Here is a 14,842-nt window from a genome sequence, read left to right as displayed (position 1 = left end):
CCTGAATATATTTGTGAAATGGTAGCTGCTGCACCCTTATTCTATTATTCAGATCCTCAATAAAGAGGGAATATAGTATGCTACCCTGTCAGAAAAAAAATGTTCTTCTCCTGTTTGTATTGCATGGATGAGCTCCGGAGCTTTTATGCCTCCGGGTATCCCCAATGCTTCATTTGTAATGATCCGGGCTTCATCCCACTTATTTTCATTGATAAATGATTGCAATATTTGTGCTCCGCCTTCTACAAGCACACTCTGTATACGCAACTCATATAAAGCGTTCACAACCTGCTGCACTATACTTACGTCATCGCTAACCCGGTAAAACCAGTTTCCGCCTAAAATACGATCACCACCCAACATCGTATCCCTGCGTTCATTAAAAATAATTGTGGGTGCTTTTGCATCAAACAACTGCAAAGTACCCGGTAGTTTTAATTCCCTGTCAATTACCAGCCTTACCGGGTGCTGCCCCGGCCATAAACGGGTAGTTAAGGATGGATTATCGAGCATCGCGGTTCGGGTTCCCGCCAAGATAGCCGCCTCTTCACTGCGCCAGCGATGCACCAGCCTGTTCGTATACGCGTTGCTGATCTGCACAGCCGAACCGCCGGGAGCAGCTATGGCTCCATCCCTGCTTTGTGCCCATTTAAGCGCTATAAAGGGCCGGCGTTGTGTGTGAAAAGTAAAAAACCGTTTATTCAATTCCCTGCACGCTTTCTCCAGCACACCCGTTACTACCGTTATGCCTTCCGCCAGCAACCTTTCAATTCCCTTACCATTTACTTCGGGAAAAGGATCCCTGCAGCCCACCACCACTTTGGGTATACGGTGTTCTATAATAAGTTCGGCGCAGGGCGGCGTTTTACCATAATGCGCACAAGGTTCCAGCGATACATACAGCACGCTTTCACTGATCAAATGCCTGTTTTCATTTTTCACCGATGCTATACAGTTCACTTCCGCATGCGGCATACCATATTGCCGGTGATACCCCTCTCCTATTATCCGGTTATGATGTACCAGCACAGCGCCTACCATTGGGTTAGGCGCAACATACCCTGCACCGGCCCGGGCCAGTTGCAAACAACGGTACATATATTGTTCTTCAATAGTCAATGCCTGTTCAAAAAGATTATTACCATACACTGATGACAGAACGAAGTTACGCTAATAAAAAACCCCGGACGATTACCCGGGGTTAGTGTATAGCAATAGTTTTATATTAATGGGCGGCAGCGGCGGCCTGCTTCGCTTTAGCCCGTTGTTTGGTTTCTTCGGGCGTTAATTTACCCAAAGGTTTATCTTTTGCAAAGTCAACCAATATAGGCGCAGCAACAAATATCGAAGAATAGATACCGGTTATTACACCAATCAGCATAGCAAAAGAAAATCCTCTTGTTACCTCACCTCCAAAAATAAATAACACCAGCAATACAATAAACACGGTTACCGATGTCATAACGGTACGGCTCAGGGTATCGTTAATGGCAGCGTCAATAATGCGGGGCTTGCTTTCTCCTTTCATGGTTCTGCTGTATTCGCGTATACGGTCAAATACCACCACGGTATCATTCATGGAAAACCCTACCACCGTTAATATTGCCGCAATAAAGTGCTGGTCAATTTCCAGCGGGAAGGGCATGATATGCCGGAAGAAAGAAAATACCGCCAGCGTAACAAACACATCGTGTACCAATGAAAAGATGGTACCAAGTGAAAACCGCCAGTCGCGGAAACGAATGAAAATATAAAAGAAAATAAGAATAATGGATACTACGGTAGCGGTTACCGCGCCACGCTTCAGGTCTTCCGAAATAGAAGGCTGAACGCTTTGTGAGCTTTGGAGGTATACTCTTTTGAAATCCGTTGCAGTAGTGCCTTCCGCCAAAAAGGGTTTAAGCCCGCCGAACAAAGTAGCTTCCACTAAAGAATCGGTGGTACGCGAAGGGTTTTCTTTTTGGAAAGAAGTGGTAATATTTAATGTGCGGGCATCGCCTACCGTTTTAATTACAGGATATTCACCAAACACCTTTTGTAAAGCATTCTTTACATCGTTGTTTTCCTGGGCATGATCAAAATGGATAGTATAACTTCTGCCCCCCTTGTATTCTACTCCTTCATCGAACCCATAAAAGAAAGATCCGATGCCGAATATAAATACTACTACAGAGATAGCGTATGCATACTTGCGTGCTTCCACGAATTTGAAATGCGCCTTTTTAAATATAACACGGGATATCTTGGTAAAGTATTCAAAGTGACGGCCTTTTTTGTTGGTCCACCATTCGGAAACCAGCCGTGCAATAAGGATACCACAAAACAGGTTTAATACCACGGCAATAATTTGGGTAGTGGCAAACCCTTTAATAGGACCAGTACCAAAAATATACAGAATGATAGCCGTTAATAATGTGGTAACGTGCGCATCTAATACCGGGGGAAGGGAGCGGTTGTAACCGTGGTCTACGGCCATGGCATAACTTCGTCCCCACATGATTTCTTCCTTGATACGCTCAAATATAATTACGTTGGTATCTACCGCCATTCCAATAGCCAGTACCAATGCCGCAATGCTTGCGGAAGTTAGCGTGGCGCCCAAACCGCTTAGAACACCAATAGTAAAGAACAGGTTCAGGATGAGTGTAATATTAGCTATCCAGCCGCTGGTATTAAAATACAGTAACATCAGGGCGAATATCACAATAAAAGAAATCACAAATGACATAGCACCTCCTTTAACGGCTTCCGCACCTAAGGTAGGCCCAACCATTTGTTCCTGCACAATTCTTGCAGGCGCAGCTAACTGACCGGACTGAAGGATATTGGCCAGATCGGAAGCTTCCTCTACCGTAAAACTGCCCGAAATTTGCGAGTTGCCATCTAATATAGGATTGATAACATTCGGCGCCGAATATATAATATTATCTAATGAAATGGCTACGGGTTTGTTTACGTTTTCTGTAGTAAGATCAGCCCATTTCTTGGTTCCCTGCTTGGTCATTCTCAGCGAAACGGCCGGCCGGCCGCGTTCGTCATAAGAAATGGTGGACTCCTCTACGTCATCACCTTCTAACGGCGCTTTATCGCCATCGCGTGTTTTGATGGCATATAAAGGAAGCACAGTGGAGGTTGCTGCCGCGCCCCGTGGTGCAATACCATATAAAAACCTGGCATTATTGGGAAATATATCCCGGGCGATCTCCAGGTTTTCATTTAATAAAGCAGTGTCTTTTACCTGCACGTAAGCAATAGCCGCATCACCGGGAGAAGCCTGCATAAGCAAACCCAATATGGTATGCGTAGTAGCAGGCGCTGTATTAATTTCATTTGCCTGCTGATTAGTATCTGTAGAAAGATTAGTTAAGGAAAGGGTTTTGGTAGTATCAGCCGGTGCAGCAACGCTTGCTGTATCGGCCTGCTTTTTTGTCGTATCGGCCGTAGCCGTATGACTTTGCCCAATTTTTTTCAGCATTTCTTCAGCCTGGGTAAATGACTGCGACAGCTCATTACCTTTATACACTTCCCAAAACTGCATGTTGGCAGTAGCCTGTAATATTTTACGTACTCTTTCAGGATCGTCTTTTACGCCTGCCAGTTCCACACTGATGGTACCCTTACGCGGATCGGGGTTGATATTGGGCTGAGCCACACCAAACTGGTCAATACGCTTGGTTAATACCCTGAATGTGTTCTGAAAGGCCTCGCCTGCCATTGCCCTTAGCTTGATAATAACCTGCCCATCGGAATCTTCCAGTTTAATGTTACGCTGACCCGCATTAGCAAACAAGCCGGATAGTTTTCCGGAAGGATTTACTTCTTTATATGCTTCTGCAAACAGACTAATATAGTCGGCGTCTGTAGTTCCTTTTCTTTCACTGGCAAGGTCCAGCGCCTTGTTCAAACCAGGGTCTTTGGGGCTATTGGAAATAGACCGCAGCAAGTTTTCCAGTTCTACTTCAAGCGTTACACTCATACCACCCTGTAAATCCAATCCCAGGCTTAGTTCCTGTTCTTTGGCTTTTTGGTAACTGGTAGCCCCGTTAATGCCGTAAGTAATAATTTTCCCTTTAGTACTGTCTAATAAGCGGCTCAACCTGTGCTCGTAAGCAGAATCTTTGGCTTCCTGTGAAGCTCCGCTGTAATGAGAATTTACCCAGTTAAGGGCTTGTTTTTCCATCTTCCCCTCGTGGTTGTGTACCACCCATGTAAAATGCAGTTGGTAAAGGGATATAGCAATCAATGCAATCGCAAAAACAGAGACCAAACCTTTCAGTTGCATACAAAAAAGCGTTTACAAAAGTTTAAAGTGGGGGCAAAGATAGGGTTTCAACATGAATTATATAACATAAAAACAGTTCCCCTGAAGCTGCTTTTCTTTTCCCAATCGCTTTACAAGCAAAGGTTACGGATACATACCAAAACATAAAGATCACTATACCGGATTAAAGCAATTTACTATATATGCCGTCTTTACTTAACCCGGCCCTATTCGTAAAAAAAGGATGGCGGGGGTATAAACCTTCCAATACAGCCTCCCTCTTTTGCAGCAATAATAACCAAAGGATGCATGATATAGAAAAATAAAAGGCAGGTGTTATAAAATTCCGGTAAATCATTAATAGCAGGTTAGAAACAATGAATAACCTTTTTAACCGTTACGGTTATTCGCTTAAATTAATAACATTAGCAACCTTTATTTTGTTACAACCAAAATCCTTACTATGCGTATTTACAAGACCCTTGTTATTGTCAGTCTGTTCTTATCCACCCAATTGGCATCCCAGGACTTTCCCGGTTACAATACCGGAAATTATAACGGCGTTAACGGTGCTTTTTTAAACCCGGCCAATATTGCGGATAGCCGTTACAGTTGGGATGTTAACTTATTTGCCCTCCACACTTATGTGGGCAATAACCAGGCTTCTTTTAACCTTAAAAATATTGGACAAACCGTTGGCGACTCGTTACTCAACCAGTTCATTGGTAAAAATGCCGGGCTAACCAGGGCCCTTATAAACCTCGGCGTTCACGGACCTTCCCTAATGATCAATACCAGTAAAAAAAGTGCTGTTGCCCTTACTACACGCGCAAGGATCATGATAAACGCAAACGATATAGATGCGCCATTAGTCAATCAAATCACAGATGGCTCATCAGGCGATATTTCTTTCCCTTACAGTATTAACTCCAATGCCAACATGGGCCTTGGCATAAACGGCTGGACGGAGTACGGGCTTTCCTACGCCAGCGTGATCACCGATAAGGATAAACATTTTTTTAAAGGCGGTCTCACGCTCAAATATCTTGCAGGCGCCGCCAATGGCTACCTCAATATGAAAAGCCTTAAAGGCACAATGGATTATGATGATGTAAAAGAGGAAACCTACCTGCACAACAGTACCGGGAAAATGCAACTGGGATTTGGCGGGGTAAACCTTGATGATTTTGAAGCAGGCCAATTGCTCGCTTTTAAAAGTACAGGTATAGGCGCGGATATAGGTTTTGTGTATGAGTTCAGACCCGATTACGCCAAATACCGGCTTGATGATAATAGCTGGAGAAAAGACCTGAATAAATACAAATTAAGGATTGGCGTGGCATTATTGGATATCGGCTCTATTAAATATGAAAAAGATATGCAGCGCAGCGGCGCTTATAATATGGATATTACAGGCATGGAAAAATGGTATCTCAACGAGATGAGTGAAGTGGAAATAGATGAGATTAAGAATTATTTTGATACCAATCCGCAATACTTTATCCCGGAATCCGGTAACACTGAAAAAAAATATAAAGTGGCTTTACCTTCTTCACTGCGTATTGACGCGGATTATCATTTCAACAAAGGCATTTACATTAATGTTGCCGGACAAATAAGCCTGGTAAACACCGCCAACAAAGCCTGGAACAGCTATTACTATTCCTCCCTTACCATTACACCCCGCATAGAAGGCAGAAAGCTGGGATTGTATATACCCGTTAATTACAACCAGCTAACCAAACTCAACGCCGGCGTTTCCGCTCGTTTGGGACCATTATTCATAGGCTCCGGTAGCGCGCTTACAGCATTGTTTGGCAACTCCAAACAGGTTGATTTTCATGTGGGGGTACGTTTTGGCGGGTTGAGAAAAAACATGTTGAAAAAACAGGAGCGCCAAAAAGAAAAAAAGGTGGGAAAAGAAAATAACTAATTAAAAATGCAGGGCTTAGTATAAAAATGTCACTGTTCGCGGCGTCCTCGCCGCGAATCCTCTTATTATCGCCTCCGGCGATGGCCCAATATTATTAGTTAAGAGACCCAATTTTTACTACCAGCAAATCAAGTAGTTTCGCACAAAAAGCATAATGAAAAGAATAATGCTGATTAGTGCTTTATTGGTTTACACCACCATCCTCTATGCGCAAAAAAAGAAAGCGGTTACCCGTTCAGGTAATCCTGTTTTCCCGGGATGGTATGCCGATCCGGAAGGCATCATTTTTAACCATACCTGCTGGATCTATCCCACTTATTCAGCGCCTTATGACAAACAGGTTTTTTTAGACGCTTTTTCATCGCCCGATCTTATTCAATGGACAAAACACAGCCGCATCATAGATACCGCTGCTATTAAGTGGGCCAAACGGGCAGTGTGGGCGCCGGCTATTGTAGAGAAAGAAAACAAGTACTATTTATTCTTTGGCGCCAACGATATTCAAAGTGATAAAGAAATAGGCGGTATTGGCGTTGCCGTTGCCGATCACCCCGCAGGACCATTTAAAGACCACCTGGGCAAACCATTGGTAGATAAATTTCATAACGGCGCACAGCCTATTGACCAGTGTGTTTTTAAAGACAGCACCGGGCAGTATTATTTAATATACGGCGGATGGAGACATTGCAACATCTCCAGGCTCAATAATGATTTTACAGGCTTTATTCCTTTTGAAGACGGAACAACATTTAAGGAAATAACACCGGAGGGATATGTGGAAGGCCCTTTTATGTTTATACGCAACGGTAAATATTATTTCATGTGGTCGGAAGGCGGATGGACAGGCCCCAACTACAGTGTTGCCTATGCGATTGCTGATTCGCCGTTTGGTCCATTCAAAAGAATTGGAAAGATACTCCAGCAGGATCCCAAAATCGCTACCGGCGCCGGGCATCATTCGGTGATCAAGGTTCCCAACAGGGATCAATGGTATATGGTGTATCACCGGCGACCTTTAACCGAAACCGATGGCAATGCAAGAGTAACCTGCATAGACCATATGTACTTTGATGAAAAAGGATTGATTAATCCTGTAGTTATTACTAATGAGGGGGTTGAAAAGAATAAGTTGAAATGAAAGATGGTTGAATAGTTGATTGGCTAAGGGAACCTTCTTTGTTTGCCCATTATAAATTGCAACCTGCAACCTGCCTCCCCTACCATATCTTCGCTCTTACGCTATCTGCCCGGTACATTTTATCGCCGGGTTGTACATTAAATACATTGTAAAATTCCGGCATGCTGGAAACGGAGCCATTTGCCCTGAGTTTTTCAGGCGAATGCGGGTCAAGCAATAGCCGTTCTCTGACAGCCGCATCCCTGTATTTTGACCGCCATACATTGGCAAATGATAAAAAGAAACGCTGGTCGGGCGCAAGTCCGTCTGTTTTCTCATCACCCTTTCCCTGCGGCGTATTTTTAAACGCTTCATACGCGATCATCAATCCGCCTATATCGGCAATATTTTCCCCTAAGGTTAGCTCACCGTTTACGTGTAAACTATCCAGCACCGTATAGGCGTTATACTGTTCAACCACCACTTTCGCTTTACGTTTAAATTGTTCCGCATCATTTGCCGCCCACCAGTCGTGAAGGTTGCCATCCGCATCATACTGCCTGCCCTGGTCATCAAAACCATGCGTCATTTCATGCCCGATAACCGCGCCTATAGCGCCATAGTTAATAGCGTCATCGGCCGCATTATTAAAAAAGGGCGGCTGAAGAATTCCGGCAGGGAATACAATTTCATTAAACGATGGATTATAATACGCGTTTACCTCGGAAGCATTCATAAACCATTCGGTTTTGTCTACCGGCTTATCAATTTTAGCCAATTCCCGTTTAAATTCATATATCTTCAACTGCCTGATATTATTAAAATGCGCTCCTCTTTCTATGTGTACACCGGCATAATCCTTCCACTGATCAGGATACCCGATTTTTTTAACAAAGCCATTGAGCTTGTTCAACGCTTTTGCTTTGGTGCTGTCGCTCATCCAGTCTATATTCCTTATCCTGCTTTCATATACGTGCTGCAGGTTATTTACCAGGTCGAGCATTCTTTTTTTAGCATCGGCCGGGAAATACTTATTTACATATACCCTGCCCAACAGGTCGCCGGCCAAATTATCTACTATACCCGTAGCTTTTTTCCAGCGAACAGGTTTCTCCTGAATGCCTCTTAATGTTTTCCTGTAAAATGAAAATTGCAGATCTTCGAAAGGATTACCCAGTGACGCTTCTTCTATTACACCCAGTTTGAGTTTATTTTTCCATACCTCCAGCGGAGCAGATTGCAATTGCCTGTTCAGCTCTTTGAAGTAACCCGGCTGACCCACCAATACCGTATCTGTATTAGCGCCATAAGTTTCAATAAATTGACTCCAATTCATGCCAGGCGTTAATGCATTGAGTTCACTCACTGCAAACTTGTTATAATTTTTTACGGGATCTCTTAATTCAACCGGAGTGGAATGTGATTTGGCCAAAGCTGTTTCCAACTCAAGAATAGCTGACGCGCTTTTTGTTGCCGTTATGCTGTCTACTCCTATGGCTTTAAACATATTGGCTACATAGCGTACAAATTCACTGCGGATATGTTTTGTTTCAGCATCATCTTTCAAATAATAATCGCTCCCGGGAAGGGATAACCCGGCCTGGGAAAACTGTAATTTATTAACAGCAGCATTTCTGTCATCAGGACCCACATAGGCGCCAAACATATTACCTTTACCCTGGCTGTATTCATAAGCGCATTCCTTAACAACGTCTGCCGCGGTAAATAACGCATCAATACGTTTAAGGTCATTTGCAACGGGCGTATACCCGAACTTATCAATAGCCGCTGAATCCATTGCGCCGGCATATAAATCGCCCATCATTTGTTCGGGTGATCCTTTGGAAAAACCTTTGCCTGCAGCAACTTCCTCCAGCAAAGCGTGCAACTTCTTCCTGTTGTCTTCATACAACACATGCGCCGTACTCCAGCCAGACTGGTCTGCCGGAATAACCGCATGCTGATACCATTTTCCATTGGCATATGAAAAAAAATCTTCGCCTGGTTTTACCGTAGAATCCATACCGGCAAAATCAATAAACGATTCGCCTTTTACTGATGAACCATTGTTTTTGCAGGCTGATAAACTTATTATGACCACCAGGGATGAAAAGCCCCATACCAGTTGTTTAAAAATACGCATATGAATTTGTTCACTTTTTTGATGAAAGCGCTTAAAGTAAAGACAATTATACTACAAATGCAATACCATAGGTTACAAAATGCTTTGGCAGGCTAATCAGCGTTCGTAACTCCTGGAGCCAAAAAGCAAGCTCCCGATCCTAACCATATTGCTTCCTTCTTCAATGGCAATACGGTAATCGCCGCTCATGCCCATGGAGAGAGTGGTAAGTGGTGAGGGGTGAGGGGTAGGTTGTGGGGATAATGAGTACTGATCGTATAATGATCTCAGGTAGTGAAATTCCGTTCTGATGGTTTCCCTGTCATCTGTTAATGAGGCCATGCCCATCAATCCTTTTACCGCTACATTATTCAATCCGGAAAGGTTATTTATGATTTCTTTCAGCTCAGTTTCATCCAGTCCGAATTTTGTTTCTTCGCGGGCTATATGCACCTGTAACAATACGGGAATGGTTCTGCCGCATTTGAGCGCCTGTTTGCCGATCTCCATGAGCAGTTTCCGGCTGTCTGCACCATGAATCAGATGAACAAAAGGCGCTATCTCCTTTACTTTATTGCGCTGGAGGTGGCCAATAAAATGCCAGCGGATATCACCGGGTAACTGCTTCTGTTTTTCTACGAGTTCCTGCACATAATTTTCTCCAAAATCGCGCTGTCCCAAATCGTACAAGGTTTGTATATCACTAACGGGCTTGGTTTTAGATACTGCAACCAATACTGCTTTTTTAATATCCAGTTCCCTTAGTATACTTTGATATGCTTCTATATTTACCGCCATAACTTTCTTATTGCTTTATCCTTGAAACCTGCAACTTGTAACCTGCATCCCCTCCCTCACTTCAATATCCCTCTTCCAATCACTATCCGCTGCACTTCACTGGTGCCTTCATATATCTGTGTAATTTTTGCATCCCGCATGAGGCGCTCTACATGATACTCTTTTACATAACCATATCCCCCGTGAATTTGCACCGCTTCTGTAGTAACCCACATGGCTGTTTCAGAGGCAAACACTTTAGCCATGGAACTGCTCAGCGTATAATCATCGCCGTTATCCTTTTCCCAGGCGGCCCGCAGGCACAGTAACCTGGCAGCCTCAATGCGCGTAGCCATATCGGCCAGCTTAAACTGAATGGCCTGGTGCTGCGCTATTTCCTTTCCAAAGGCCTTCCTTTGTTTGGCATACTCAACTGCCCGTTCATAAGCGCCGGAAGCTATACCCAGCGCCTGGGCCGCAATGCCAATACGACCGCCGGCAAGGGTTTTCATAGCAAAGCTAAACCCAAAGCCATCTTTGCCCATGCGGTTTTGTTTGGGTATTTTTACGTCCTGGAACATAATGCTGTGTGTATCGCTTCCCCTGATCCCTAATTTATTTTCTTTAGGCCCAACCGTTATACCCGGTGTGGTTTTTTCAACAATAAAAGTGTTAATGCCCTTGCTGCCTTTTGAAGCATCCGTTTGCGCTATTACCAGGTACACGCTGGCCGTTCCGCCATTGGTAATCCAGTTCTTTGTTCCGTTTATGATATAATGATCTCCTTTATCTTCTGCAATAGTATGTTGTGAAGTAGCATCACTGCCAGCCTCCGGTTCACTCAGCAAAAAGGCGCCTATATATAATTCTCCGTTCTTTTTACCCTGTGCAAGGGGCATAAGATATTGCCCTTTTTGTGCTTCAGTGCCATATTTTTCAAGTCCCCAGCAAACAAGGCTGTTATTTACACTCATGCATACACTAACGCTTGCGTCTACCTTGCTGATTTCTTCCATAGCCAAAACATAACTGATGCTGTCCATGCCTGCCCCACCGTATTCGGGAGCAGTCATCATTCCCATAAAACCCAGTTCAGCTAATTTCAAAACCTGTTCTTTGGGAAATTGCTGCTTTTCATCTCTCTCTATTACCCCCGGCAAACATTCATTTTGCGCAAAATCGCGTGCCGCTTTCTGAATCATCAATTGTTCTTCATTCAACTGGAATTGCATAATGCTTATGTTTAAAAGAAAACAAAAATAAGCCAATTGTCCCATCTGACTAACAACTGTTCATTTTTGGCGTGCATTCCAATAAATAATACCTTTTGTTACTTCGCCTGCCTTTCCGATTGTAAAATAATAGTTAACACAAGCGTATTAACAACCGGTTATAGCTTCCTGTAATTTTTTGGAACTAATTATGCAGTATATATTTTTTAAAAAAATACAATTATGAAAAAGATCATTCTCGCCTGTTTTATTATGCTGTTCACCGGAAGCGCCATATTCGCACAGCAAACCCAATCGGCTCAGCCGGCACAGGAAAAAACAAAGACGGTTAAAAAAGATGTTGCACATGCAAAAACACATGCGGTAAAAACAGCGGACCATCAAAAAAAAACAACGGCTGCGGTTAAGGAACCTTCCACAGCAGCAAGCACCGCTCCTTTAAAGAAAGATGGCACGCCGGATAAAAGGTATAAGAAACACAGCCAGCATGTAAAAAAAGACGGCACGGCAGATAAAAGATTTAAAGAAAATAAGCAATAGCCGGAAGCAGGAATAGGAGAGCAACACAAAGGCTTGCTGAATAGCATTTCAGCGGGCCTTTTTTATTATTAGGAAGCCCGCTCCCGGTAAAGAGATAAAAAATACCTTTACCTGAAATTTTCCACTATTGCATACTGCCCGGGTTAATTTACAACTGCAAAAGATAGTAACCGTTATAGCAGTGGTTTTATTCATCATCAAAATCATTGCATGGTACCTTACCAGGTCCGTATCCATACTCACGGATGCACTGGAAAGCACGGTAAACGTAATTGCAGGGTTCATCAGCTTGTTCAGCCTGTACATTGCCGCCAGGCCCCGCGATGCCAACCACCCCTACGGTCATGGGAAAGCGGAATTTCTTTCCGCAGCCATTGAAGGCAGCTTAATTACTGTTGCAGGTTTTATTATTATTTACGCTTCCATTAATAGTTTTGTTTACCCGCATACGTTAAAACAATTAGACGATGGCATTGTGCTGATTAGCATTACGGCCATTATCAATTATATAACCGGATACTATTGCATAAGAACAGGTAAAAGGAATAATTCACTGGCATTAATTGCCAGCGGCAGGCATTTGCAAACCGATACATGGTCTACCCTCGGCATTATTGCAGGACTGTTGCTAATATGGTTTACCAAACTGCAATGGATAGACAGTGCTGTTGCTATTGGATTTGCATGCTTTATTATTTATACCGGCTACGGTATAGTAAGAAGTTCTGTTGCCGGCATTATGGACGAAGCGGATAAGGCGCTGTTACAAAGGATGGTGAACCTGCTGAATGCCAGCAGGCGGGTAAACTGGATTGACCTGCATAATCTGCGCATTATTAAATACGGCAATGTGCTGCACATGGACTGCCATCTTACCGTACCCTGGTATCTTAATGTAAAAGAAGCGCACGCTGAAATTGATATCCTCTCCCTACTAATAAAAAAGGAATTTGGCGAGTCGGTAGAGCTTTTTGTGCATGCGGATGCCTGCCTCGAATTTTCCTGCCGGATATGCAATAAAACGGAGTGTACCGTTCGCCGGCATGCTTTTGAAAAAAGAATAGAATGGACGATAGATAATATGTCACGCAACACACGCCATACGTATGAAGCTGATGCCGGAAGGCGGCAGATACCACTTTAACATCTATAATACTGAAAATATTATTTTACATTAGCGCAAAAAAAACTATCCATGGCAGCACAAAAAAAAGGAATAGCTATTACAGAAGACTGGACAGTGGTGATACTGGGCTTTGCACTTATTTTCCTGGCTATCGCAGGATTGTATTTCCCTTTACCGGCTTTTAAATGGAGCAACACGGAACAATTATTCAGCAATGTATTTTCAGGCCATAACCTGTCGGAGATAGGCCTGCAATTCTTAATTACGTTCGCCATTGCATTGGCGGGCGCCTGGCTAACAGGAAGGTCTATACGAAATCTCCTGGTTGTATTTCCCCTGGTTTTTTTGCTCACGGTTATTGCGCTGGTTATAACCGGGAATAAAACAATGAATGAACTGAATCTTGAATCTGTTATATTTAGCCTGGCTATCGGGTTGCTGATCGGCAATACCATGAAGTTACCAAGCTGGTTCAGGGAAACACTCACCACCGAACTGTTTGTAAAGATCGGGCTGGTATTGCTGGGTACTTCTATTATTTTTTCGGATGTGCTTAAAGCCGGCTCCAAAGGGTTGCTGCAGGCGGTATTAGTAGTACTGGCTGTATGGTATTTTGCCTACTGGGTTTGTAAAAAACTAAAGATTGACGCCGAATTAGGTATGATGCTGTCCAGTGCCGTGTCTATTTGCGGCGTGTCGGCAGCCATCGCTACTTCGGGCGCTATAAAAGGCGATCCTAAAAAATTATCGTACGTTGTTTCCCTGGTATTGATTACCGCCATTCCCATGATGATCTTTATGCCCTACATAGCCCTTTATTTTGGCTTTCCCGAAGCGGTAACCGGCGCATGGCTGGGCGGCACTATTGATACTACCGGCGCTGTAGTAGCATCCGGAACACTGGTTGGGGAAGAAGCCCTGAAGATCAGCACTATTGTGAAATTTTCGCAGAACGTATTATTAGGGTTGGCCGCGTTCGCTATATCGGTTTACTGGACTTACGCTAACAAAAGTGATATACCTGGTGTGGACCAGAAGCCCACATTAGGATTGATATGGGAACGGTTTCCAAAATTTGTAGTGGGATTTGTGGCAGCATCCCTGTTTTTTTCATTCCTCTTAAACCCGGCAGTAGTAGCAGAGGTAAAAGCGCCGCTAAAGAATATTCAAACGCTTTGGTTTTCCCTGGCCTTTACCAGTATAGGGCTGGAAACCAATTTCAGGGATCTGTTTCAAACCAACAACCGTAAACCGCTTTACGCTTTCCTGATTGCGCAGTTTTTTAATATTATTTTTACTTTAATTATTGCCATGATATTGTTTGGGTAACAAATTTTAAATTTGAGATTTGATGATTTGAGATTGAAGTCATTTCGGATTTGTATTACAGGGTGGAGGGTGCAAATTGCTTCAGACTTGAAATTTGAATCCGCCTCTGTGGACAGGTTTTGTTTGATCCTTGAGATTGCGCAGCCTTTATTCAATAATTGAAATAGACCAGCTTTAGATTAACCTGCACTTTTCTCCTGATTTTAATTTTTGAGGATCTCTTGTTTTGCAGTTTGGTTATGGTTTGAGAGGTTGTAGCAAAAAGTTAATATGGAAGAACAAACAGCATGGCATTATACTGAAGCACCGTCCCTCTCCCCTGCGTGGAGAGAGAAAGAGCCCGCCCGAAAGACGTTTAGTCGCGCGGGGGTGAGGTTATTTCCTCCCTATTTCCTATATTTATCC

Annotated in this window: 10 protein-coding genes; 5 read left to right on the top strand and 5 right to left on the bottom strand. The window is 43.5% G+C overall.

Annotation, left to right across the window (positions count from 1 at the left end; all coding sequences use genetic code 11):
- Positions 1 to 48 precede the first annotated feature (48 nt).
- Positions 49 to 1,149, bottom strand: a complete 1,101-nt coding sequence (gene ribD, locus VL121_RS15720; protein WP_325407057.1) for a bifunctional diaminohydroxyphosphoribosylaminopyrimidine deaminase/5-amino-6-(5-phosphoribosylamino)uracil reductase RibD — start codon at positions 1,147 to 1,149, stop codon at positions 49 to 51.
- 76 nt (positions 1,150 to 1,225) lie between these two features.
- On the bottom strand, positions 1,226 to 4,282 hold the full coding sequence (secDF, locus tag VL121_RS15715) for a protein translocase subunit SecDF (protein WP_325407055.1): 3,057 nt from the start codon (positions 4,280 to 4,282) through the stop codon (positions 1,226 to 1,228).
- Between the two features lie 442 nt (positions 4,283 to 4,724).
- Between secDF and VL121_RS15710 the strand changes: the two genes are divergently transcribed.
- Entirely contained in the window at positions 4,725 to 6,194 is a 1,470-nt protein-coding gene (locus VL121_RS15710; protein WP_325407053.1) for a DUF5723 family protein, read from the top strand.
- Between the two features lie 154 nt (positions 6,195 to 6,348).
- Positions 6,349 to 7,332 (top strand): glycoside hydrolase family 43 protein, encoded by a 984-nt coding sequence (locus VL121_RS15705; RefSeq protein WP_325407051.1) that lies wholly within the window; start codon positions 6,349 to 6,351, stop codon positions 7,330 to 7,332.
- A gap of 79 nt (positions 7,333 to 7,411) precedes the next feature.
- On the opposite strand, the gene VL121_RS15700 is transcribed toward VL121_RS15705, so the two are convergent.
- The 3 genes from VL121_RS15700 to VL121_RS15690 form a co-directional block, all read right to left on the bottom strand.
- Positions 7,412 to 9,454 (bottom strand): M13 family metallopeptidase, encoded by a 2,043-nt coding sequence (locus VL121_RS15700; protein ID WP_325407049.1) that lies wholly within the window; start codon positions 9,452 to 9,454, stop codon positions 7,412 to 7,414.
- 96 nt (positions 9,455 to 9,550) lie between these two features.
- Entirely contained in the window at positions 9,551 to 10,231 is a 681-nt protein-coding gene (locus VL121_RS15695) for a YggS family pyridoxal phosphate-dependent enzyme (protein ID WP_325407047.1), read from the bottom strand.
- Between the two features lie 56 nt (positions 10,232 to 10,287).
- Complete coding sequence (locus VL121_RS15690) at positions 10,288 to 11,442, bottom strand: acyl-CoA dehydrogenase (RefSeq protein ID WP_325407045.1); 1,155 nt, start codon at positions 11,440 to 11,442, stop codon at positions 10,288 to 10,290.
- A 222-nt stretch (positions 11,443 to 11,664) separates the two neighbouring features.
- Between VL121_RS15690 and VL121_RS15685 the strand changes: the two genes are divergently transcribed.
- The 3 genes from VL121_RS15685 to VL121_RS15675 all read left to right on the top strand — a co-directional run bounded on the left by VL121_RS15685 (position 11,665) and on the right by VL121_RS15675 (position 14,437).
- Positions 11,665 to 11,982: a hypothetical protein gene (locus VL121_RS15685; protein ID WP_325407043.1), complete on the top strand. Its 318-nt coding sequence runs from the start codon at positions 11,665 to 11,667 to the stop codon at positions 11,980 to 11,982.
- A 127-nt stretch (positions 11,983 to 12,109) separates the two neighbouring features.
- Positions 12,110 to 13,126 carry a cation diffusion facilitator family transporter gene (locus VL121_RS15680; protein WP_325407041.1) on the top strand — a complete coding sequence of 339 codons (1,017 nt, stop codon included), beginning with the start codon at positions 12,110 to 12,112 and terminating at the stop codon, positions 13,124 to 13,126.
- Between the two features lie 51 nt (positions 13,127 to 13,177).
- The gene (locus VL121_RS15675) at positions 13,178 to 14,437 is read left to right on the top strand and encodes a YeiH family protein (protein WP_325407039.1); all 1,260 of its coding nucleotides are present in this window, start codon (positions 13,178 to 13,180) and stop codon (positions 14,435 to 14,437) included.
- Positions 14,438 to 14,842: the final 405 nt, after the last annotated feature.

This window comes from Agriterribacter sp. (assembly GCF_035497235.1).
Classification (GTDB): Bacteria; Bacteroidota; Bacteroidia; order Chitinophagales; family Chitinophagaceae; genus Agriterribacter.
Note: the sequence above shows the minus strand (reverse complement) of the source record. Positions and strands in the feature narration are given on the sequence as shown.